The 22,983-nt window shown below is 60.5% G+C and carries 21 protein-coding genes and 1 pseudogene; 4 read left to right on the plus strand and 18 right to left on the minus strand.

Annotation, left to right across the window (positions count from 1 at the left end; genetic code table 11):
- Window positions 1–368: 368 nt before the first annotated feature.
- Window positions 369–1,358, plus strand: coding sequence for a hypothetical protein (locus EGJ22_RS22095; RefSeq protein WP_029886086.1), 990 nt, complete (start codon window positions 369–371; stop codon window positions 1,356–1,358).
- Between the two features lie 561 nt (window positions 1,359–1,919).
- On the opposite strand, the gene EGJ22_RS22100 is transcribed toward EGJ22_RS22095, so the two are convergent.
- The 5 genes from EGJ22_RS22100 to EGJ22_RS22125 form a co-directional block, all read right to left on the minus strand.
- The gene (locus tag EGJ22_RS22100) at window positions 1,920–2,528 is read right to left on the minus strand and encodes a glutathione S-transferase (RefSeq protein WP_029886087.1); all 609 of its coding nucleotides are present in this window, start codon (window positions 2,526–2,528) and stop codon (window positions 1,920–1,922) included.
- Window positions 2,529–2,910: 382 nt separating this feature from the next.
- Complete coding sequence (locus EGJ22_RS22110; RefSeq protein WP_029886088.1) at window positions 2,911–3,891, minus strand: TerC family protein; 981 nt, start codon at window positions 3,889–3,891, stop codon at window positions 2,911–2,913.
- A gap of 151 nt (window positions 3,892–4,042) precedes the next feature.
- Entirely contained in the window at window positions 4,043–4,501 is a 459-nt protein-coding gene (locus EGJ22_RS22115) for a DUF3429 domain-containing protein (protein WP_029886089.1), read from the minus strand.
- Between the two features lie 34 nt (window positions 4,502–4,535).
- Window positions 4,536–5,096 carry a GTP cyclohydrolase I FolE gene (folE, locus tag EGJ22_RS22120; protein WP_009684855.1) on the minus strand — a complete coding sequence of 187 codons (561 nt, stop codon included), beginning with the start codon at window positions 5,094–5,096 and terminating at the stop codon, window positions 4,536–4,538.
- Window positions 5,081–5,494 carry a thiol-disulfide oxidoreductase DCC family protein gene (locus EGJ22_RS22125; RefSeq protein WP_080709214.1) on the minus strand — a complete coding sequence of 138 codons (414 nt, stop codon included), beginning with the start codon at window positions 5,492–5,494 and terminating at the stop codon, window positions 5,081–5,083. The genes folE and EGJ22_RS22125 overlap by 16 nt, the downstream gene beginning before the upstream one ends.
- A 131-nt stretch (window positions 5,495–5,625) precedes the next feature.
- On the opposite strand from EGJ22_RS22125, the pseudogene EGJ22_RS22130 reads away from it, so the two are divergent.
- Both EGJ22_RS22130 and EGJ22_RS22135 read left to right on the plus strand, forming a co-directional pair.
- A pseudogene (locus EGJ22_RS22130) lies at window positions 5,626–6,078 on the plus strand (mechanosensitive ion channel family protein); the annotation flags it as partial.
- 130 nt (window positions 6,079–6,208) lie between these two features.
- Window positions 6,209–8,563, plus strand: coding sequence for an FdhF/YdeP family oxidoreductase (locus tag EGJ22_RS22135; RefSeq protein ID WP_029886090.1), 2,355 nt, complete (start codon window positions 6,209–6,211; stop codon window positions 8,561–8,563).
- Between the two features lie 123 nt (window positions 8,564–8,686).
- On the opposite strand, the gene EGJ22_RS22140 is transcribed toward EGJ22_RS22135, so the two are convergent.
- From EGJ22_RS22140 to EGJ22_RS22185, 10 genes are all read right to left on the minus strand, one after another.
- On the minus strand, window positions 8,687–9,178 hold the full coding sequence (locus EGJ22_RS22140) for a DUF1543 domain-containing protein (RefSeq protein ID WP_029886091.1): 492 nt from the start codon (window positions 9,176–9,178) through the stop codon (window positions 8,687–8,689).
- A gap of 119 nt (window positions 9,179–9,297) precedes the next feature.
- The gene (locus tag EGJ22_RS22145) at window positions 9,298–9,642 is read right to left on the minus strand and encodes a hypothetical protein (protein ID WP_009684848.1); all 345 of its coding nucleotides are present in this window, start codon (window positions 9,640–9,642) and stop codon (window positions 9,298–9,300) included.
- Window positions 9,639–10,820, minus strand: a complete 1,182-nt coding sequence (locus EGJ22_RS22150) for a PotD/PotF family extracellular solute-binding protein (protein WP_009684847.1) — start codon at window positions 10,818–10,820, stop codon at window positions 9,639–9,641. Before EGJ22_RS22150 ends, EGJ22_RS22145 begins: the two co-directional genes overlap by 4 nt.
- Window positions 10,817–11,806: a GTP-binding protein gene (locus EGJ22_RS22155; RefSeq protein ID WP_029886092.1), complete on the minus strand. Its 990-nt coding sequence runs from the start codon at window positions 11,804–11,806 to the stop codon at window positions 10,817–10,819. Before EGJ22_RS22155 ends, EGJ22_RS22150 begins: the two co-directional genes overlap by 4 nt.
- The gene (locus EGJ22_RS22160) at window positions 11,803–12,102 is read right to left on the minus strand and encodes a hypothetical protein (RefSeq protein WP_009684844.1); all 300 of its coding nucleotides are present in this window, start codon (window positions 12,100–12,102) and stop codon (window positions 11,803–11,805) included. Before EGJ22_RS22160 ends, EGJ22_RS22155 begins: the two co-directional genes overlap by 4 nt.
- A gap of 8 nt (window positions 12,103–12,110) precedes the next feature.
- On the minus strand, window positions 12,111–12,860 hold the full coding sequence (locus EGJ22_RS22165; RefSeq protein ID WP_029886093.1) for an SDR family NAD(P)-dependent oxidoreductase: 750 nt from the start codon (window positions 12,858–12,860) through the stop codon (window positions 12,111–12,113).
- 48 nt (window positions 12,861–12,908) lie between these two features.
- On the minus strand, window positions 12,909–13,670 hold the full coding sequence (locus EGJ22_RS22170) for an SDR family NAD(P)-dependent oxidoreductase (protein ID WP_029886094.1): 762 nt from the start codon (window positions 13,668–13,670) through the stop codon (window positions 12,909–12,911).
- 15 nt (window positions 13,671–13,685) lie between these two features.
- Complete coding sequence (locus EGJ22_RS22175; RefSeq protein WP_050492204.1) at window positions 13,686–15,044, minus strand: MFS transporter; 1,359 nt, start codon at window positions 15,042–15,044, stop codon at window positions 13,686–13,688.
- A 56-nt stretch (window positions 15,045–15,100) separates the two neighbouring features.
- A complete protein-coding gene (locus tag EGJ22_RS22180; RefSeq protein WP_029886096.1) occupies window positions 15,101–15,982 on the minus strand; it encodes a polysaccharide deacetylase in 882 nt (293 codons plus the stop codon).
- Window positions 15,983–16,043: 61 nt separating this feature from the next.
- Window positions 16,044–17,402: an amidase gene (locus EGJ22_RS22185; protein WP_029886097.1), complete on the minus strand. Its 1,359-nt coding sequence runs from the start codon at window positions 17,400–17,402 to the stop codon at window positions 16,044–16,046.
- Between the two features lie 299 nt (window positions 17,403–17,701).
- Here EGJ22_RS22185 and EGJ22_RS22190 point away from each other — a divergent pair, with 299 nt between their 5' ends.
- Window positions 17,702–18,706, plus strand: coding sequence for a GntR family transcriptional regulator (locus tag EGJ22_RS22190; RefSeq protein ID WP_029886098.1), 1,005 nt, complete (start codon window positions 17,702–17,704; stop codon window positions 18,704–18,706).
- A 29-nt stretch (window positions 18,707–18,735) separates the two neighbouring features.
- Here the strand turns inward: EGJ22_RS22190 and EGJ22_RS22195 are convergent, their stop codons facing one another.
- From EGJ22_RS22195 to EGJ22_RS22205, 3 genes are all read right to left on the minus strand, one after another.
- Window positions 18,736–21,159: a TonB-dependent receptor gene (locus EGJ22_RS22195; protein WP_029886099.1), complete on the minus strand. Its 2,424-nt coding sequence runs from the start codon at window positions 21,157–21,159 to the stop codon at window positions 18,736–18,738.
- A 108-nt stretch (window positions 21,160–21,267) separates the two neighbouring features.
- Entirely contained in the window at window positions 21,268–22,191 is a 924-nt protein-coding gene (locus tag EGJ22_RS22200; protein WP_029886100.1) for a FecR domain-containing protein, read from the minus strand.
- Window positions 22,188–22,703, minus strand: a complete 516-nt coding sequence (locus tag EGJ22_RS22205; protein ID WP_029886101.1) for a sigma-70 family RNA polymerase sigma factor — start codon at window positions 22,701–22,703, stop codon at window positions 22,188–22,190. The genes EGJ22_RS22200 and EGJ22_RS22205 overlap by 4 nt, the downstream gene beginning before the upstream one ends.
- Window positions 22,704–22,983 lie beyond the last annotated feature (280 nt).

A 22,983-nucleotide genomic window follows, 5' to 3' on the forward strand; every position in this document is an offset into this window, starting at 1 on the left:
GCTCCAAAAAGAAATCGGGAGCACAGCATCGGGGATCAGGTAAGCGCTTTGAATGTGGGGTTTATGGAGCGATTACGCTCAACCGGCGGCTGAGGAGCTTTGCGCCATGATGAAGTCAGCGCGGACATCGATTAAGGATTCAGCGAGCAAACCACGCCCTAAGCCTGCGTCGAGCCCACCGTGCGAATCGCCAGAGGCAGCCGACCCCACGGATTCCTGCGTGCCGTATCCATTGTTCCCGCCGATTGTGCTCCTAACCGACCACCAAGGCCTGGAGCGTCCAATCAATAACGACGTCCGCGGACGGCTCAGTACCCTATACCCCGCACTGGAAGCATTCCAAGCCTGGCGCCTCGGCTAGGGAGTTCATGCACTTCGTCATGCGCCAACCTATGTCATGGATTTCGAGGACTGGCCGAACGCGCTACCTGCTGAAGACCAAGACGGAATTCGCTGTTAAGCCAATTAATGGCAATTGGCGTCCGATAGTCAGAAAGCAGCTGGCGGATAGTTCCGCGTCGACTTTCGCACTCGGAACTGACCAGCACCGCAGTATCTTCCTGCACGGTGGGAGGGATTTTTTCGACTACCTATGCGCCCTGCGAATTACGACCCCAATTAATCCGTTCGGTGCCCTGAGGCCTAGAGATTTCGAGGTTCGCCAAGGGATAGCTCGGCCGACTTTCACACCGGCACAACTGGCTGATCTGATGTCTACAGCCACGTCATTGGCCCAGAACGATAATCAGTGGCAGCCATGGCTCCTCGTAGCGGCCGTGGCGATCTACTCTGACGTTCAACTGCGTGCGTTGGGGTCAACATCGGCCCTTAAATTGTGGTTTTCAAGCTTCAGAGCCGACAAAACCAGCTCTCCAGAGGCAGGCTCAAGTTGGATTTCCCCAGCATGGTTTGAAAGCCCTCAGTACCCTCGCCTGCGCTATCCGCTGGCTTCTGAGTTCGCTGCCTATTTCCGCCGTTATGCCAAGTTCAGGCACAGCCAGAATTCGGATCTTTCCCCTCAAAGCCTGCTGCTGCCGTCGATGAATGGCAATGATGGCTACGCGAGCCATACCTTGCTCGATCTATTCCGCAGGTTCACGACCGCCATTTTGACGCGACTGCAGGAAAGTCCGCTCGCGGAGAACGCCGATTGGCGTGGTTGCGCGCGCGTTCAGCCCGGTGCTTCAATCACGTTCCTCGAGCTGAGGAAGTCGGCGAAAGCGGCTGGATGGGTGCCGAGCGCAGTGCGTCTTGATGAGCCACATCAAGATGAATGTATTTGGCCAGATATTGGAATCCGAAAGCATTTGCCGGCGTCTCAGTGGCTACGCAAGCATGCAAGTGGGCCGTCGCTCTGACTGCGACCATGCGCCACCGGTGACATCACACGCAGGAACACCTAGCTGGGCACGATTACCAGGTGTACCAGAACTTCTGGCTAAATTTGGACGTTTGCGCGGATGGGTTTGAAGCGAAGATGGTGCGTTGGGTTTCTCAGGCTTTGAAGCGCTAGCGCGGGCCTTAGGCGAACACGACCGCCCTGCTCTCCTGGCGGCGATGTGCTGTGAACCACGAAGTCGGCGTTTGTGCCTCATCCGGGTCAGTTGCTCGAATCACGGCCTAGCGATAGAAACAGAGACTCGTGAAGCGCTCTCAGGAGTAAGTGTTCTGAGGGAGATAAGGTACTTGTTTACCCCGACTGATCAATAATCTGGAAAGCTCTGTGAAAAACAGAGCCCTCCAGGCGCGATCTCACTTCAATTCCAGCCCATAAAGAGCTTCCCCGCTCACTCCTCATGAAGTCGTTTGCCTCAAGCCATCTTGATTTCCAGGCTGCGGTTTTAACAGCGCGAATTCTTTGCGAGGATGCGTAGGGAGGGGCGATCGGCGCGGTTGAGCCCGGCCCGTTCCGCCCTGGCTCAGGCAATAGGATAACGCTTGAACAGATCCGTCTGCTCCAGGCGGGCCGCATGGGCATTGAGGGCCGGGAAATCGCTCGCCTTGACTACGTTGGGCAGCATCGACTGCATGAACGACCAGGCCACCGCACTGGTGACCCCGGCCTGGTCCGGACGCAGGCCGTGCGACGCCTGCGCCGCCCACTGCTTATCCAACTCAGTGCACGCCGCCAGCAGCTGACGGGTGACGCGTTCAACCCAGGGCTGATGAACCTTTTCCGCCGGTCGAAGCTTATGTTCATAGACGATCTGCACCGTCTTCTCGCATGTCGCCAACGCCAGCCCCACTCTACTCAGAGCCCCGGCCAACGCCTGCGGTTGGCTTGGCAATAACTTGCTCTGGGGTGTGCTGAGGCTCTCGAAATAATCGATGATCAGCGTCGAGTCCATCAGTACGCCGCCGTCATCGAGCAGCAGAGTCGGCGCTTTGACCACCGGATTGACCCTGGAAAACGCTTCGAACGTGCTAAACACCGACAGTGGGTCATGTTCAAACTCGATACCCAGAAGGTCCAGGGAAATAGCTACCCGGCGAACGTAAGGTGAATCCAGCATCCCAATGAGTTTCATCGATAGTCTCCTTGATTGATGGTGACTGCTAACACCGTTATCCGACGTTTGAACAGCCGAGGCAGCGGCCATGTGAACGGATGAGCTTCGCACACATCGTCTATGGTGCCGGCCGGCTTTCCAGCTGAAGACTTTACCGTCCCTTACATTAATGAGAGCCTTGCCACTTATAAATCAGTTTTTTTTGCCGACCCGTGATCGCGCCCTATCCCTACCCCTATTGGCTGGTATTGCCCAACCGTGAGCGTTCGGAAACAAAGCAGCAAGTGTTCTCGAGTTGGCTGAAACACGAGGTCGCTGAATATCTGAACGAACAGGATCATGGCAGCAAGCAGCGTCGACCAGCCCACCTCACCCGCCCTGCCGAGCGCGATGCAAGCCTTTAAACCTTGACCGGCGTTCTGGTTTTCCAGAGTGACAGCAACACGCCGCCAATAAGTAGGCCAATTGTAACGCTTAAAGAAATTTCGGCAGGCACCTTGCCAACAATGTCGTGCAGGAATATTTTCGCGCCTATGAAAACCAGTACCAGCGCCAAGGCGTATTTGAGATAGGCGAAGCGGCTTATCATCGCAGCCAATGCAAAATACAGTGCGCGCAAACCGAGTATCGCGAAAATGTTCGACGTATAGACAATGAAGGGGTCCTGCGTGATGGCAAAGATCGCTGGCACACTGTCAACAGCGAACACCAAGTCGGCGCACTCAATCAGAATCAATGCGAGAAACAGCGGCGTCACCCATAATACTTGCCTGCCGGAGGCATCAGGGATACGAACCAGGAAATGCTGACCGTGCAACCCGTCAGTCACGCGTAGATGACTGCGCAGATACTTGACGAAGCGATTGTTTTCCAAGTCGGGCTCATGGTCCACTCGAGCGAACAGCATTTTCACACCCGTGAATACCAGGAAGGCGCCAAAGCAGTAGAGAATCCAACTGAACTGCGTAATCAGCGCGGCGCCCAGGCCTATCATGATGGCCCTCAATACAATGACCCCCATGATCCCCCAGAACAGCACTCTGTGCTGGAATTCTCTGGGAATGGCAAGAAAACTGAAAATGAGGGCAATAACGAACACGTTGTCCATGGACAACGACTTCTCGATCAGAAAGCCAGTCACATAGTCCATGCTTGCGTCGCTGCCTTTCTGGAAATAGACCCAGACAGCAAATAGCAGGCCCATGCTGATGTAGCCAGCCGACAGGAGCAGGCTTTCCTTGACACCGATTTCTCGATTCCCACGATGGAGAACCCCTAGGTCAAGCGCCAGCAGCGTCAACACGACAGCGAAGAATGAAAGCCACAGCCAGAGATCAGTGCCAAGCACGTCTTGGGAGAGATACGCATTAAGGGCAGACATGAGCCCCTCCTATATAGTCGTAGTTTAACAACTATGACTCCGACATGGCGGCTACTTACCGTCAGAGGGGCCCGGCGTCACACCATCAGATTTTATCCAGCGCGAAAATGTTGCAAGGGGGAAAATTTTGCTATTTGTTTCTTCTGTGACTTCAGTTTCCGAACGCCATGACAATGGCACTCAATACCAGACACAAGCTCGCCACGACCGTCAAACGTACCCGCATAGGCATATACCAGCCGGGCATGAAGTTGGCCAGTTTACGGTCTTGCCAAAAGTGCACGGTAAATCCTGAAGCCAGTACCCAACAGCCCCATGACACCGGTAACAACATGGCAACCCAGCCGATCAGGGCTGGCATGACACTCCACACAAGCCGCTGTTGTCGCTCAATAGCAGGCAAGGCTGGCAACGTCATCGCGAAACCCCAATGCAGGGCCCCGACAAAACTCAGTATCACGGCCCCATAGCCAACCAACGCTTCAGCCAGGTTATCTCGATACTCACCGCCAAAACAAACCAGCAGTGCCAGACCCAGAAATGGAAGCAAGCCACCGTAGCCCAGGAGCGTAAAGCGGCTCGGAGATAACGTATCGAACACTGTACCCATGGGTGCGCCCTCCTCCACGACTAAAAACCAAACTTCAGGTGTGTCGGCCAATCAGCGTGAGGAATTCATGCCGCGTCGTTGGGGAGTCTCTGAATTCGCCTAGCATGACCGAGGAAATCATCACCGAGTTCTGCTTTTCTACACCACGCATCATCATGCACATGTGCTTGGCTTCGATAACTACCCCAACCCCTGCCGCATCGGTCACTTCCTGCATGGCACAGGCAATCTGCCTGGTCAGGTTTTCCTGAATCTGCAAACGGCGGGCAAACATGTCCACCAAGCGCGCTACTTTGGAAAGCCCTAGTACTCGCCCTGTTGGCAGGTACGCGACATGTGCCTTCCCAATAAACGGCAACATGTGATGCTCGCATAACGAGTACAGTTCAATGTCGCGAACGACAACCATCTCGTCATTCTGGCTCTCGAACAGCGCCCCGTTGACTATTTCACCCAAGCTCTGGGTATAGCCATTGCATAGGTATTGCATCGCTTTGGCAGCACGCTGAGGCGTATCCAAAAGCCCTTCGCGCTGCGGGTTTTCACCCACGCCAACAAGGATTTCACGGTAGTGTTCGGCTAGCGAATGTGACATTTGGAGGCCTCACCTTTGCAACGCTGCCCGCCATCGGGATGGGGTAACCAGGCCAGACTTGGCCTCAAGCGACAGAACAATCTGTAAAAAACCGAAAGCATTGGACGCAACGGGCGCCACGCCAAGGGTGCTGCCCAAAGGCCCAAACTGGCAGCACGCCAAGCCCACAGGGTCGCGTCCAAGCCGGTGACCCATTGCCCGTTCGCGAACCTTGCGTGCAAACAGGACCGTAGTTGCTTCATCGTCCGGCCCAGAGGGGTGGGATCGAATTCATCGCTGTCGATATCAACCAGGATGAGCTTTGCTGCCGTGCAACGCCTGCGCAGAAGTGCGACCTCCCTAGCACACAATGGGCAGGCCCCGTCAAAGTACAGCGTCAGAGGCCACTCGCAATACATGTACAAAACCTCATTCATGTACAGGTTTTTGTACAAGTTAGCTGAAGCCAAAAAATACGCAATAGGCAAGATGGTTGCGACGACCGCAGAATGCCCTAACTCAGCCACCCTTCGAGCGCCAGCGCATTTCCTTCGAGGTCGGCGACTTCATCGTCACTGGCCCGTTGGCGGGCACCGTTGAACATGTGGGCTTGAAAACCACACGCATCCGCAGCCTGGGTGGCGAACAGATCGTCATGGCCAAAGCCAGCATGATCAGCAGCACGATACAGACCTACAAACGCCTGCAGGAACGCCGCATTGTGTTCGAGTTTGGCCTGTTTGACGACTCGCCCACCGAGGCAGTGAAAAAGCTCCTGGCATCGTTGAGGAGGCTATCAAGGCGCAATCGCAGGTGCGCTTCGACCGTGCTCATTTGCGTGGTTTTGGCAAGGAAGCGTTGGAGTTCGGTTGCGTATACATCGTCCAGGACCCAGGCTGCAACCTGCATGGACATCCAGCGGGCGATCAAGGTCACCGCATTGCCGCAAGAAGCCAACTTGTGGGTGCCAGGGCGCGAGGGCGTGAGCATCTGCGGCGCGTGAGCGCCCACCCCCAGCTTCCCCCCGCTGCAGCGTGCGCGGGGTGCCCAGCCGCCCCTTGAATCGCTTCGAACTTAGAGGCTCCCCAGTACTCGTAGCGTTTAGACACACTAAATGGCAAGGCGAGGTCGACATGAAGATGATCCATGGCACATCACATTTTCGGCCCTATACCTCTGCAGCGGGCGGCTGGGGGTCGGCCCACTCTGTGCTGAATATCCTTTGGCGCGAGCAGGCACTGATCAAAGGCACAACCGCCCTGCTCAAGCTGAACAAGCCCAAGGGTTTCGCCTGCGTGAGCTGTGCCTGGGCCAAGCCAGGCGATCCTCATGCCCTGGAATTTTGCGAGAATGGTGCCAAGGCCACGGCATGGGAATTGACGTCACGACGCACCTCGCCCGATTTCTTCACGGCCCACTCCTTGACCGAGTTGCGCGGCTGGTCGGACTTCGAGCTGGAGCAGCATGGCCGGTTGACCCACCCAATGCGTTACGACAAGCACACTGATCGCTACCAGGTCGTGACCTGGGAGCAAGCCTATGAAGCCATCGGCGCGCAGTTGCGCGCGCTCAGCCCCGACGAAGTCGTTTTTTATGCATCAGGGCGCGCATCGGTGGAAACATCGTTCATCTACCAGTTGTTCGCCCGTGCTTATGGCACGAACAATCTTCCTGACAGTTCCAACATGTGCCACGAAAGCACCTCGGTTGGCCTGCAGGAAAGCATCGGGGTCCCGGTTGGCACGGTCTCACTGGCCGATTTCGAGCATACCGACTGCATTCTGTTCTTCGGGCAGAACGTAGGCAGCAACAGCCCGCGCATGCTTCACCCGCTTCAGGAGGTGCGCAAGCGCAACGTCCCGATCATCACCTTCAACCCGATCCGGGAACGTGGTCTGGAGCGTTTTGTAAACCCCCAGTCCCCCACTGAAATGCTCGGTCCGCAATGCACAGTCATCAGCACTCAATACCACCAAGTGGCCATCGGCGGTGACACCGCTGCCGTCATGGGGGTGGCCAAGGCGCTTCTGGAAATGGAGGAAAGGGCCAAAAGCAACGGCGAGCCGCCGGTGCTCGATCACGATTTTCTCGCACAGCATACGGACGGCCTGGCCCAGTTCATGGAGCGTGTGCAGCAATACACATGGGCTGAACTGGAGCGACGGTCCGGCCTGAGCCGAAGCGCGATGGAGGCCACGGCCACCGTTTATGCGCGCAGCGAGAAAGTGATGATCGTCTATGGCATGGGCATGACCCAGCACCGGCACGGGGTGGCCAACGTGCAGATGCTGGTGAATCTGCTATTGCTGCGCGGGAATATCGGTAAACCAGGGGCTGGTATCTGCCCGGTCAGAGGGCACTCGAACGTACAGGGCCAACGCACGGTAGGCATTACCGAGGACCCTGCGAAAGTACCAGGGGAGAAGATCGAGTCGCTGTTCGGCTTCAAGATTCCGGAGCACAAGGGTCTGGCGACGGTCGACACCTGCGAGGGCGTTCTCAATGGCAGTGTGAAGGGGTTCATCGGGCTTGGCGGTAACTTTCTGCGTGCCGTGCCCGATACCAGCCGGGTGGAACCCGCCTGGGCCCAGCTCAGCCTCAGTGTACAGATCGCGACCAAGCTCAATCGCACCCACCTGGTCCCTGGTGAAAGCACCTGGCTGCTGCCCTGCCTGGGCAGGATCGAGATCGACCGGCAGCTTGGCGTCGAACAAACCTACACCACTGAAGACAGCACCGGCTGCATCCGCGCCTGGCGCGGCCACGCCGAACCCGCAGGAGAGCAGCTGCGCTCGGAGTTGGCGATCATCGCAGAGTTGGCCCTGGCGACGCTGGGCGACACGGTCGCCATTCCCTGGGCACACTGGAAGCACGACTATGCCCTGGTTCGTGAAGCCATCAGCAAGGTTTATCCAAGTATTTTCCATGACTTCGAGACGCGGATGTGGGAGCCCGGCGGGTTCCATCGCCCGCTGGGCGTGGCACAGCGGCAATGGGCTACGCCTTCAGGGAAGGCGCAGTTCATTACCCCAGGCACGCTGGATGAAGACGACGACGTGCTGACGGGCGAAGCCGGCCGTGATGTCCTGCAACTGATGACGTTGCGCAGCAATGACCAGTTCAACACCACCGTGTACGGTTACGACGATCGCTTCAGGGGCGTAAAGGGCACGCGCAAAGTGGTGTTCCTCAACCGCAACGATATCGTCCGCCTGGGCTTCGTGCCGGGGGGCTGGGTTCGCTTGCGTACAGCTGTCGAACCGACAGTTCGCCGCGAGGCAGGCCCTTTTCAGATTATCGCCTATGACATACCGGTGGGCTGCGCCGCCGCTTACTACCCCGAGGCCAATGCGCTCGTGCCCTTGTGGCACTATGCCAAGCGAAGCAAAGTGCCCGCCGCGAAATCGGTGCCTGTCGTGCTCTTGCATGCTCGGCCCGATGCTGAAGATCTGGCACACGCCGTACCCGCAACAGATCAGGTCGTGTAACACGCTTGAAACCGGCCCCCAGTAGCCAGGGGGCGGGCTGAAACGATGGTCATCCGTGATCCGCTGCTGCTTACAACGAGCTTGACCATGCCTCAACCAGCAAGCTGACTGCCGCGACCGTTATCAAAGGACAATGTACTGATTCCGTCGGCGTAACCCGGCATGCGGCCCCTCGACAAGGTGCACGAAACGCCCGCCCACCTGGTCAATGGGCAGGCAGTCGTCGACATCCAGCACTGCATCATTGTGAGCTTGCGACCAATGCGCCATGGCCTGTTTCTTGCCCTTCGCCATGGCCTCTCGTTTGTCCTTCGCGACCACCAGCAGATACTCGTGCGCCTCGCCAAAAGCCTGGGCGTCGTACCCGCCCAGGTTGATGAAGTAGAGCCGCAGGGATTCAGGCGACGGCGCCAGCGGGCTGAGCTCGACGCGCCAGTTGTCAACCCCATCGACGGCCATCCAGGCATCGACGTGCACGCCTTTGGGGCTGCCAAACCAACCGCCCCGTAGTTGCGGGTATGCCTGCTCCAGCGTATCCGCGGCCGCAAACACAATGTCGTGAACCTCAATCTTTGCCTGGGGGTGTTTGCCCCCAAGCAGCACCACGAAAAGCATCTAGTCGTCCACCTTGGTAAAAGTTCACCGAGCGCCGGCAGGCGCCAGGCTCCGTATCAGATCGGTTCGGCGCTGAACGCTGGCAACGTTCGCGGCCCTGGCGGCGCGGTGAAAGGCCTTCACGGCTGCGCCACCAGCCGGTCGTACCAGGCAGCATAAGGGGTGTTGGTAGCCTTGTAGCGGTTGTAATCAGGGCTACCGTCATCCCACCACACCGGCCCACGCTCGCCTAATGCAACCTTGGCATCATTGACCGCTGCCCTGGCCCGCTTCAAAGCGGCTGCATCGTCGCAGGCTTTTGCCTGCTTCACGGCCCGCCGCGCCTCCATCAACGCGCCCACCAGGTGCTGGCGCGCTTCGTCTGCAAGCGCAGGGTTGCTGCAGCGCCAGAGCTGGCCGTTGACGACGAAATAGCGCCCGTCCGGCGTGCGTGGGTATTTGGCGCCGGTCTGCGACCGGCTCATTTACCCGCCCGCAAAAAATCAGCCCACTTGCGCACCAGGTAATTATGCTCATCCATCACCGAGTTCCAGACCCTGATACGGCCCACACGCTCGGCGTAGGCGCCCCCTTCGCGTAGCTGCCCAGGCTCGATCAGCGGTTCGCCATCACTGCCCAGCAACTGCTCGCGGGCTGGCTTGCCCTCGTACCAGTAATCCCACTCAGCCGCCGACAGGTGATCGCGCGCGCGCAGTGGATTGGAAATGTAGAAACCTTGCCGGGCCATCATCGCGCCTGGCCAACCTGCCAACCACCAGTTCAGGTAGGCATAGGCCGCATCTTTCACCCCACCCTCAACGGCACGGGACAACGACAGGCCACCAAACCAGCCACGGTAACCCTCCCTGGGCACGGCCTGGCGGTACTGAATGCCTTCGCGGTGCAGCTGCATCAAGGCAGGCGACCAGACACTCTCGATGTGCACCTTGGGGCCCAGCATCAGCTTGCCTGCGTCGCGGTCATCAGACCAGAACGCGGCGAAATGGCCTTGGCGCTGAAGCTTGATGAGCACTGCCGCAAGCTGGTCGATCTCGTCCAGGCGCAGGTTCGCGATCACATCGAACGTGGCCAACCCCTTGGCCTGCACCGCCAGTGCCGCGTCCAGCGCCCCGATGGCTGCATCGCTCTGCAACGCCACATGCCCACACCAGTTGGGGTCAACCAACCAGGACCAGCTCTCGTTCTCGATACCGAACCCCGGCGGCAGAAGGTCCGGCCTGTAGGCAAAGCTGTCCGCGTTGTGGGTCAGCGGCAGCATGCTGATCCAGTCTGTCGGGCGGTTGGCCAGGGTCCGGTCATGCTGAACATACAGCCGGTCGCAGGGCAGGCTGCCGCCGGCCAGCTCATCCCCAGCGTGCAGCCGGCCCCGCTTGGGCAGGTCGTTGATCTCGTCCCACAAGGCGACCCGGCGGATGTCGATGGGCTGGATGGCGCCGGCCGGCCAGACAAAATCCATGCTATGGAACCATTGGTCGTACAGGTCATAGCGTTCAGGGTGCATCAACGCAATGCGTTGAACCGTCTGTACATCGTGGATCTGGTACTCGATGCGAATGCCCAGTTCTTTTTCCGCGCGCAAGCGAATGGGCTCCAGCAGCGTGACCGATGTGCCCAATACCCGCAACGTGACCGGGCCACTCATGCCGCACGCCCCAGGCGCTGCAAAAAAGCCTGGAAAGAGCGGCGCAGCAGCTGGGTATCCAGATCGCGCACGATGATCACCAGGCGCGAGCGCCGCGCCTGCCCTGGCCACTGGCGAAGATGCACGGGCGGATGCAGGCAGTGCTGTACGCCGTGAATGACGATAGGTTGTTCAGCATCGATCACATTCAAGATCCCTTTGACCCGCAGAATTCGGTCTCCGTGGCATCTTAGCAGCATCGACAACCAAACCCCGAAGGCAAGCCAATCCAACGGTGTGTCGTACTCCAGTGCACACACCTGGGCGCCGCCGTGGTGCGGCTGCCGGGTGGGCGCAAACAGCAGCCACCTGGCGACCTCCTCATCGGGCTCCAGGCTTCTCAGCCCCTCGCCCAGAAGCTGCTCATCGCCCTGCCCGACCGTGCTCGCCAACGCGATGGATGCCGTCGGGTTGAGGGCTTGCAAGTGTGCCAGCAACGGGTCGAGCACCGCAGCGCTTACCAGGTCTGCCTTGCTCACCAGCAGCCGATCGGCAGCCGTGACCTGGCCCAGCCACTCGGGGTGAATCCGCTCCTGAAGCATGGCGTGCTGGGCGTCGACCACCGTCACCATCAGGCCCACGTGATAGCGGCCGCGCAGTTGTGGGTCTCGCTGCAGCGTGGCAAGAATGGGCGCGGGGTCGGCCAGGCCTGTGGTTTCCAGGAGCACGCGGCGGAAAGCCGGAACCTCCCCGCGCGCACGCTTGCAGTGCAGGTCGATCAGCGCTTGCTTCAGATCCCCCCTAACAGAACAGCAGACACACCCACTCGGCAGCAACACCGTATCGGGGGCAACTTCCTGCACCAGCACGTCATCGATCCCCACCTCCCCATACTCGTTGATGAGCACCGCCGTGTCGCCCATGTCCGCATTGGCCAGCACCCGCTTGAGCAAGGTGGTTTTGCCACTGCCCAGAAAACCTGTCAGCACATTGATCTGCAGGCTCATGCCGACGCCTCCAGGTGATCGAGGATGCGCGGATCCAGGGGGTCAAGGGTGCGCCCCAGTATGCTTTCGGCGGTCTGCCAGAGCTGATCCAGGCCCGAGGCAACACCCTGCTTGCCGGTAGGGCCTTGCACCAGATACGACGCGCCCTGCACGTCACTGACCTTGAGCCTGAAGGGTGCTACCACCTGATTGATCGCGGCGATGCGCCGCAAGCGCTCACGGCGGCCGGGAAGGCTCGTGTCCAGGGGGTCGCTCCAGTGCGCGTCCTCACCGATCAGGCCGCAAAGTCCACACATGGCTCACCTCAAGGCATTACATCGCCGGAATTGGGGTTAAGGGTTTGGCCGACGAACAGGTTGCCGCCAGGCTCGCTCGCCAACAGCACGGCGATCGGTGCCACTTCTTCAGCTTTGCCGAAGCGGCCCAACGGCAGCTCCTTGGCCTTGGCAACCTTCCACGCCTGGCTGATCCCCTCCACCAGCGGGGTTTCAATCGGCCCTGGCGCCACGCAGTTGACCAGTACGTTGCCCTTGCTCACCTCCAGTGCCAGCGACTTGCTGAAACCGATCACGCCGGCTTTGGCTGCCGCATAGTGCGCCAGTTGTGCACCGCCCTTGATCCCCAGCTGGGAGGCGATGTTGATGATGCGCCCCCACTGCTGCTCCAACATGTACGGCAGCGCGCGCTGGCTTGCGACGAACACGCTGGTCAGGTCCACCCGCAGCATTTCATCCCACATTTCCTGAGTCAGGTCCACACAGGGAGCCTGGGTCAGCATGCCGGCATTGTTGACCAGCACATCGATGCCCCCCAGCGCTGCCACGCAGGCATCTACACCGGCTTGCGCACCCTCCCGGCTACCTACATCAGCAACAGATTCGATCACCTGCGCGCCGCGGTCGCGGCATTGGTTTGCGACCACTGCCAGGCGCTGGGGGTCGCGGTCACACAACACGAGCAGCGCGCCCGCATCGGCGTAGGCATGGGCGATGGCCGCGCCGATGCCACTCCCCGCGCCGGTTATGACGGCGCGGCGGTTCTGCAATGGTTTCATGCTTGTTCTCCTCGCGGCCGCAAGGCGAGCTTGCGGCGCAGCAATTTCCTATTCAGGCCAGCGCACGGTAAGGCCGCCATCGATCACGATGCTCTGGCCGGTGATGTAGCTCGACGCTGGGCCGGTCAGGAAGCAGACCAGGTCGGCAACCTCGCTGGCGCGCCCCACGCGCCCCAAGGGGATCGCCTTGCCCGCCTTGGCCAGGCCCTCGGAACCCAGCGAATTTTTGCTGTCCAGCGATTGCGGGGTTTCGATCAGGCCGGGAATGATGGTGTTGCAACGGATGCCCCTGGGGGCAAATTCCACCGCCAGGGAGCGGCACAGCCCGGGCACCCCAGCCTTGGCCGCTGCGTAATGCGCGTGGTCCTGCCAGCCATACACGCCACCGGCAATCGACGAAATGGCCACCAGTGCGCCGCCTTCCCCGATGTGTCGGCTTGCGCTGCGGAAGGTGCGCATCACGCCGGTAAGGTCGACGTTGAGCATTTCATTCCATTGCTCGTCCGACATTTCCAGCAGCGGCGCCCGGCGCAAAAGCCCGGCGTTGGCCACGGCATAATCGAGCCGACCGAAGCGCTCGACTGCTGCGGCGGCGATGGCATCCAGTGAAGCGCTGTCGGTAACGTCCATCGCCATCATCGAACATTCGCCGCCGGCCTGGGCGACCAACCGCTCAGTTTCAGCGGGGTCATGCGGGTCGGCGGGCAGGTAGCCGCCCATCACGCGCACCCCCATCCGGGCGTACGCGACGGCGACCGCCTGGCCAATGCCACTGGCAGCCCCAGTGACCAACGCTACGGGTCGAGACATGTGTGCAACTCCTGGTTAATTGACTGAAAGAGGTTCGACATGCCGGGCGGCAAGCATGATCAAGCCCGACAGGAAGCAAGGCAGCGCGCCGAACCAGAGCGCCGCGCTGTGCCATTCACCGCCAGTGGACAACACGCTGGTAATCCCCAGCCCGGCGACGATGGCGCCGATCGGCCCCATGGCATGCACGATGGCGCCGCCTGTGGCACGGATACTGGTGGGGAAGCTCTCGCCCATGAAAAACAACATGGCGGAGTAAGGGCCGGTCAGGAAGAACAGGCCAAGGCTGTAGAAGGCGATGACCGTGACCAGGTCGCTGGGGCCCTGGATCATGGCGAAGAAGGCCAGGCCGCCACACATCCAGCCCAGCGCTACGGTATTGCGCCGGCCAATCCGGTCACCCAGCCAACCGTGAACCAGGTAGCCGATGAAGCCCACCAGGTTGGACAACACCAGGATCCACAAGGAGTTCTCGAACGACAGCTTGTGAACACTCACGATCACCGACGTGCCCAGCACGCTGAACACCTGGATAGCCGACCAGTTCAGCAGGATCGCCAGGCTCAAGACCACGGTCGGTCGCAGGGCCGCCCCACGGAAGGCAGCAGCAACACCGGCTTTGGCGTGCTCGTCGTAGTCGACGTTGTACTCGCGCGCCAAGCTGCGCGCGGCGGGTTCGTCGCCCGCTTTGCGCAACTGGTGGATGCGCTGATGCACCTGGAACTGGGGGCTTTCCTTGAGCTTGCGCGCCAGGATGGCGACTACCAGCGCAGGTACAGCGGCGAAGATGAAGCAACCCTGCCAGCCAATGTGCGGCAGCAACAATGCCGTCAGGCCAGCTGCGATCAACGCCCCAACCGGCCAGCCGCTTTGTACCAGGCTGTAGACGAAGCCGCGGCGCTTGATCAGTTTCGGGTCGGTCGACGCTGCGTACACCTCGGTCAGGTAGGTGGCGTTGACCCCTTCCTCGGCGTACCCCAACCCTGCCACCGAACGCACGGCAATCAACGGCCCCTTGCCCATGCCGGCACACACCGCTGTCAGCGCAGAGCACAGTGCGGTGCCGCCAATGGTGAAGATGATCCCGCCACGGCGCCCGATCTTGTCCACCAGCGGCCCGACAATGAAGGCCACGACAGCGCCGCCGACCGCTACCCAGGTGGCAATTTCCGCCTGTTCAGCTTCACTCCAGGTGAAATGCCCGCCCATGACCGGCAGCAGGGTGCCGAACAGGATGAAATCGTAAACTGCAAAAACCCAGGCGAAGAAGGCAATCCAGGTTGCGTATCTGACATCTCTGGATTCCAGCTGTACCGGTTTCCAGGTACCAGGCTCGGTCACAGGAGCCGTGGTGGTGGCTTGCGTAGTGGTCATATCGGCGCTTCTCTTGTTTTGGATCCGCTTGAAAACGTGCTAACCGAAGCAGTGGCTCAACGGTTGCGCGGTTGGCGCCGGATAAAGTCGTCGGCGATTTCGTCCATGGTGACGAACTTCACACCTGGGTGGCTTTTCATGTGCTCGATAAGCCGCTCGAGCATGAGCAGCACCTGAGGCCGGCCGGACACATCGGGGTGAATGGTGATGGGGAATACCGCGTAGTCATTCTCCCGGTAGACCCAGTCGAACTGATCACGCCACATCTCTTCAAGGTGGCGCGGGTTGACGAAGCCGTGGCTGTTGGGCGATTTCTTGATGAACATCATCGGCGGCAAGTCATCGAGGTACCAGTTGGCCGGTATCTCGACCAGATCGGTCTCTTCACCGCGCACCAAGGGCTTCATCCAGGTATCGGGGTGCTGGCTGTAATCGATTTTGCTCCAGCTGTCCTTCACTCGAACGTAGTAAGGGTGGAAGTCGTTGTGCATCAGGCTGTGGTCGTACTTGATGCCCTTCTTCAGCAGCAGTTCGTTGGTAACGTTGCTGAACTCCCACCACGGCGCCACATAGCCCGTGGGCCGCTTGCCGGCCAACCGGGTGATGATTTCAATCGATTTGTCCAGAACGATTTCTTCCTGTTCCGGCGTCATCGCGATCGGGTTCTCATGGCTGTACCCATGAATGCCCACTTCATGCCCCGCTTCAACCACCGCCTTCATCTGCTCGGGGAAGGTCTCCACCGAATGGCCCGGGATGAACCAGGTTGTGCGCAGGTCATATTGCTTGAACAGCTTGAGAAGGCGCGGCGCGCCCACTTCGCCGGCAAACAGACCGCGCGAGATATCGTCGGGCGAGTCCTCACCCCCGTAGGAGCCCAGCCAACCGGCTACCGCGTCCACGTCAACGCCAATCGATACAAAAATTTCTTTTGTCATTATCTCGACCTCTTGGTTATTCAATTGATTGCAGGCGCCGCTGCCTGCCCGGTGGGCTGGCTCAAAGCCCAGCGCGCACGTAGGGTTCGATCGCCAATGCAGCTCGCAGCAGGGCCTTGTCATTCCCACTCGAACTCGAAAGCAGCAGGCTGGTAGGTAGTCCTGCCTCCCCCTTGCCGCTTGGCAACGCAACGCTTGGCATGTCCAACATGCTGCCCGGCATGGTCAGCCGCAGCGTTGCCAGGTTGGTAGCAACGAACAGCTCTGCGTCCTCTTCCAGCGGTGCCAGCAGTGGCGCCACATGGCCGACGGTCGGGGTTACCAGGAAGGCCCCGTCCAGCTCGTGCGCGATCTGTGCTTTCAGTGCTTCGGCAGCCTGGTACAGCAGCACTTGTTTGCTGGCTGGGTAGGCACGGGCGCCCTCGAGCCGCTTGCGCACCCGGGGGTCCAGTTGCTCGGCCTGCGGGCTGTCGAGCAGCCCTTGGTAAAGGGCAAAAGCCTCGGCGCCGCCCAGCCAACCGATTTGCTCGATCACCTCCAGTGCTTGCTGGAAGGCCGGGACAGCTTTGTGCTCGACCACCGCGCCGGCTGCAGCCAACCGCTCCAGTGCCGCAACAAGGTTGGCCCTGACTTCTGGCTGAATGCGTGCGTCGCCCAGCAACTGCGCATCCACGCAAAGCTTGAGCCCGGCGATGGGCAGGGCAACGGTGTCTAGCGGCATGCCAAGGTGGTCGCCCAGTAGCAGGTTGTCGAGGACGATGGCATCGCGCACGCTACGGGTAATGGGCCCCAGCGAGTCGAGGGACCGTGCCAGGGGGGTGACCCCTTCGAATGAGTACCGCTTGGCACTGCTGCGGTAGCCGACCAAACCATTGAACGCCGCCGGCACCCGGATGGAGCCGGCAGTGTCGGTCGACATGGCGATAGGGGCCACACCTTCGGCCACCGCAATTGCCGACCCCGATGACGAGCCACCCGGCGCGCGTGCGGCGCCGGCGAAGCCCGGGTTGGTTGGCGTGCCGAAATGGGGATTGAGGCCCAGCCCCGAATACGCCAGCTCACTGAGGTTCGTCTTTGCCACGCTGACCATGCCCGCCCGGCTGAGCGCCGTGGCCAGTGCGCAATCACGCGGCGCCGGTTGCGCGTGCAAGCGCACCTTCGCGCCTGCAGTGGTGATGTGGTCGGCCAAGTCGTACAGGTCTTTCCAGACTACCGGTACCCCATCGAAGGCAGACAACGGTTGCCCGGCTTGCCAGCGGCACTTGGCCGCAGCCGCTTCGCGCAGCGCCCGCGCCTCGCACAGGGTGATGAATGCAGCCGGCACCTGCTGAGCGCTCACCAGTGCCGCTTCCATCGCAGTGACAGGGTCATGGGTTCCCGCGGCAAACTGCCCGGCCAGGGAAAGCGCATCGGCACGCATGGCAAAACCTCTTAAATGTACATTTGTGTAATACGTACATTTACATAAGCATGCGTCGTGCCAACCTTGTGCAGCGATTCATAGAAATGCCGCGGATCCGTGTCGACCAAGGGCTGGCGATGGCCGGTGATAGCCAAGCACGGTCTAACTTATTAAATGTATGTTTTACTGGATGATACATTTTGGGGTGTTCGGTAACAGCCTGCCCCAAAACCGTTCACAGCGGTGTCACCGGCGACCGGTCACATCTCGCTTCGCTTGTGCGAAACTGGCCTCCCACGCTTCATGAGAACCCTCTGATGTCTGCTACCCAGCCCCTTGAAGACCGCCCGGCCTCTCGTTACGAGATCATCCGGAACACCCTGCGCGAGGCGATTCTGGGTGGGCAGACGGCGCCAGGGCTGGTGCTGGTGGAGGGGCCTTTGGCAGAACTGTTCGGCACCAGCCGGGTACCGGTACGCCAGGCCCTGAACCTGCTGCATGAGGAAGGGCTGATCCGCCGCTTCGAGGGCCGGGGCTTTCTCGTCGACCCCCAGGGCACCAGCGCAATCCCGTTGCGCGCACCGCTCACGCGCAAGCTCCTGGGGCTGGAGCCACAAGAAGACCTGATCGATTACCGCCCGGTAGGTGAGCGTATTTACGACCACCTTGCCCAGACAGTCGTGCGGTTCATGGTCTTTGGTCATTACCGAATCGATGAGCAGAGTGCCGCCGAAGAACTCAACGTCAGCCGGAATGTCGTCAGGGAAGCGTTGATGCGATTGCGCGACAAAGGGCTGGTGGAAAAAGAGCCCTACTCGCAATGGCTCGCCGGCCCGCTGACGGCCCAGGCGGTCAAGCACGATTACGAGCTACGGATGCTGCTGGAGCCGGATGCCCTGCGCCAAGGCGTCGAGCATGTCAGCCGCAGTGATCTTGAAGCGATGCTGCACCGCGTAGTCAGTGCGCAGGCCGCCGGCCGTGATGTGAAGCGCGCCGACATCGAACAGCTCGAGCAGGACCTGCATGTGGCCTGCATCGCCGGCGTGGCCAATACCCGCATGGCAGCAGTCATTCGCCAATGCCAGATCCCCATGAATGTCGGCCGGGTCTTGCACGAAGCCCTGCAGTCCAGCAATGACGAAGCCATGCTGGTGGAGCACCGCCTGGTCTTCGAAGCCTTGCTGTACGGCACCGTCGACACTGCCTGTTCATGCCTGCGTGACCACCTGTGCAAGGCCCGCGAACGGACCTTGCAGCGGCTCAAGGTGCTGTCGGTGCTGCCCGAACCTGACGCGCCGGGCTATCTGCAAAGGCTGGCCTGAGGCGTAGGCGGGCCTGGACCCTCCCCGCGTTAAAAAGCGTACCGGGTGCTGAACATGACATTGCGTGGCTCACCGTAGTAGCCGGTGAAGAAGGTCGGGTCCAGGGCGCTGAAATACTGCTTGTCGAACACGTTGTTGATGTTGACAGAAGCGCTCAGCTGCCGGGTGATGTCATAACGCGCCATCACGTTGAACACGGCATACTGTTCCTGCGTCGCCTTGCCCTGGCTCGTCGTCACGCTCATGCCACTTTGCCAGTTCAGGCCCCCGCCGATGGTCAATGGGTTCAGGTCCCCTTGAAGACGGTAGGTCGTCCAGAGCTTTATCAAGTTAGCCGGTGCTTCGGTTCTGATGCGCTCATGGTCGGCATCCTTGGTAACGCTATGGCTGTAGCTTGCGCTGACATTCCAGTCCGGGAGCACTTCGCCAAAGATTTCCATGTCGATACCGCGCGTTTTCGCGCCGGCCACCGCGCGGTAGGCCGACTCGCGCACCGTGCCTTCCACGGTTTCGCCCGTGGGAACTCCCAGGTTGTCCTGTTTTATTTCATAAAGGGCAATGGCCGTGTTGACGCGGCCGTCGAAGAACTCGCTTTTCAGGCCGACTTCGTAGTTGTCCCCTTCCCTCGGCTCCAGGTTCCTGCCGTTTTGCTCTCGTAGGGCTTGAGGCTTGTAGATCGTCGTGTAGCTGGCGTACACCGAATGAATGTCGTCGAGGTCATACACCACCCCGGCATAAGGCGTTACGAAGCCGCTTTCACGGCTTTCGGCAGTGCTGGACGAACGCGTGTAAGGCGGGTTGTAGATGGCTTTCTTCTTGTAGCTGTAGTCACCGACACGGGCACCGACAATCAGCGACAGATCGTCCGCCGGCTTGAAGCGTGCCACCATGTACGCCGCATCCTGGCGAATCGTGGTGTCGTCGTTCATCAGTTTACCGACCGATGTCGGCCGCTCGGTGTCGTTGTCCCAGCTATGGATATTGGCCGGGCGCATCTCCAGGTCGTCATCGTCCGGGTCGCTGTAGTCTTTAAACTGCGAAGCGCTCAGGCCCAATACCAGTTCATGCTCGCGGCCCAGGAACTGGAACGGCCCCTGGGCCATGGCGTCGAGACCCAATTGGCGCTGGGAGCCATAGCCATCTCCCCCATAAAGGTAGGCGCCCTCACCTGTTTCACGGTCAGGTGCCCCACCACTGAGCGAAGCCAGCGAATAGTCCCGGGTGCTGTACATGTTGTTCACGGCCACCTTCAGTTTCCAGTCGTTGGCCAGGCCGTGCTCGAGGGTCGCGAAGGTATTGAGCGTGTTCTGCTGGCGATAGCTCCAGCGCGCCCCGGCGTTGATGGAGCGTGGGAAGTCAGTCTGCCCGCCGTCGCTGTAGAACAACGGGAAGCTGGCGAACGATACGCCACGCGGGTCATTCTTCTGGTAGTCGAAACCGACCGTCAGCAGCGTACTGTCGGTGAGGTCAGCTTCCAGAATGCCGTAATACGTTTGCTTCTCCTGCTGGTAGTGGTCGATGAAGCTGTTGCCCTGCTGGTAAGCCATGACAGCGCGGCCGCGCAAGCGCGCATCGGTGGTCAGCGGGCCAGACACATCCACTTCGGTGCGATACGTGTCCCACGAGCCTGCGCCGGCACTGACCGAGCCCTGGAACCCGGCGGTTGGCCGCTTGCGGACCAGGTTGACACTGCCAGAGGGATCGCCGGCACCGGTCATCAAACCGGTGGCGCCCCTGACGATTTCGACCCGGTCATAGACCGAGGTATCGATCAGGCTCTGCGGGCTTGCGCTGGTTTGCACGATCAAGGTGGTCGGGATGCCATCGAACTGGTAACTGTCCAGGGCATACCCACGCGAATAGATGTTCACGCGTTCACTGTCGATGTTCTGCACGGAAAGGCCTGGCGTCTGTTTCAGCACATCGCTCAGTGTGGTGAGTTGCTGGTCTTCCATGCGCTGGCGTGTCATCACGCTGACCGTTTGCGGGGTCTCGCGCAATGACAAGGCAAGCTTGGTGGCGGCGTTGGTGGCACCCGTGGTGTAGGCGCCGGTCCCTTCCGTGATGGCGCCCAGGCCTGCTGCATCGATGGTGGTAGCGCCCAGCTGCAGGGCCCCGCCGGCTTCCATGCTGGCGAGAACGAACCGTTTTTCGCCAGCCTGCACAATGCGCAACCCGCTGCCCTGAAGCACATGGGCGAAGCCTTGCTCCACCTCATAGCTACCGTGCAGCCCTGGCGAGCTCAAGCCCGCCGTTTGTTCCGAGCTGAAGGTGATCATCACGCCACTGGCGGCAGCGAGCTGACTCAAGGCGGCAGCCAACGTGCCAGCGGGGATGTCATAGTCGATCGGTTTGGCCCAGGCAGGCGTCACCGCCAATACGGCGCCAGCAAAGCACAGGGCCCGTGCTGTGGGTTGGCCGCAAAGGCCAGAAAAGAGGGGGCGTACTTGCATGAAAGGTTTCCTGTCAGCGTTGGCAATGGGTGCGTCTGATGCGCACATGCAGGTAGAGCCGAAACAGGAATGAAAATCTGTTACCCCTCTATGCAGAAAAATTCCCCGTCATGCCGCCTGGCGCTCCAGCCTTACCCAGTAACGGGTCAGGCGGCGGACCCGAACCGGCAGTGAGGCCTCCAGGTTGGCCAGCGCGCCCTCGGTATCGTCGAGCAGAAAAGTGCCGGAGAGCCGCAGGCCGGCGATATCAGGCGAGCAGCTCAACACACCGTGGCGATAGCGGGAGAGCTCGGCTAGTACCGCATCTAGGCGCCAGTCCACGGCAACCAGCATGCCGCGCGCCCACGCAGAGCCCTGCTCTGGCGCTGGCTGCAGGGGGCCTATGGTGGTTGCGCTGAAGCTCACGGCCTGCCCTGCTTCGGCGCGCAGTGCCTGGCCGAGGCCCAGTTGCGGCCTGACCCGCACGGCATGCGCTTGCACGGCAACCCGGGTAGTGCCATCGTCCTGACGCACCGTGAATCGGGTGCCGAGCGCCTCGACACGCCCCTGCGCAGTTTGCACGCTCAGGGCGCGAGCATCTTTTGCGGTATCGACCAGAATGGCACCTTGGCGCAACACGATCAGCCGTTGCTGGGCATCGAACAGCACATCCACCCGCGTCGTGGTATCCAGCACCAGTACACTGCCATCGGCCAGCGTCAACCGCTGGCGTTGGCCGACGCCCGTGCTGTAGTCGGCTGCAAAGGGCGAAGCCCGGTAGACTGCCCAGCCTGTTGCACCGACCCCAAGCAGCACGACCAGCTGTTTGAGTACCGCCCTTCTATGCTGGCGTGCCTGCTCGATGGTGGCGGAGACCACGCCAGCGGGTGCCAGGCTCAAACGTTGTTGCAACCGCTCTACACGCTGCCAGGCTTGTGCATGCACGGGGTCGGCATCCAGCCAGGCCTGCCATTGCGCGCGGGTGGCCTGGGTGGCGCTGCTGTCATTGAGGCGAACATGCCATTCAACCGCCTGGGCCAGTACCTGGTTCATTCGCCGTCCATCAACAGGCAGTGCATCAGGCCCTTGGCCAGGTGCTTGCGCACGGTGCTGACCGACACATTGAAACGCTCGGCGGTTTTCTCATACGTCAGCCCATCCAGTTGCACAGCAAGGAATATTTGCCGTGTACGCAGCCCCAGGCCGTCGAGCATGCGGTCTATGGCCAGCAGGCTTTCCAGAATGATTGCCCGGGTTTCGGCACACGGCGCATGAACGTCCGGCCTGGACGCCAATGCTTGCAGGTACGCCTGCTCCAGGCTGCGGCGGCGATACAGGTCGATGACCAACCCGCGCGCGATGGTCGCCAGGTAATGACGCGGTTGCTGCAGCGAATGGGCGGTGCGCGCGACCATTACCCGTACGAACGTGTCCTGGGCAAGATCGGCAGCATCCGCCGAATTACTCAAACGTTGGCGCAACCAGCCACGTAGCCAACCGTTGTGATCCTGATACAGCCTGTGCAGGTGTTGATGGTGCGTCGTTTCCGTGACCGATCCGGACATCTTGTTACCCACGCGAAAACGAGAATAGGAATTCATCGCGATTGTAATGGGCTTGTATCTCGCTGGGAAGCTGTGCACCACCGCTAGCGGGTCGTTCACTTGAGTGTGAGTAACACCCAATGGGTTGCTTCGCAGCCCATCGCCGGTAAGCCAGCTCCTACGGGGATCGCATCAGGGCTGACAGGTGTTTGCCACAAGGTATGCAGCGCCTGTTAGATCGAGCGCCGCCCGCGCGGCGCATCGCGAGCTGCGCTCGCTCCTACGTTTGTTTCGGGCCAGT

Origin of the sequence: Pseudomonas sp. p99-361, assembly GCF_003935475.1 — a bacterium.
Lineage (GTDB): Bacteria > Pseudomonadota > Gammaproteobacteria > Pseudomonadales > Pseudomonadaceae > Aquipseudomonas > Aquipseudomonas juntendi.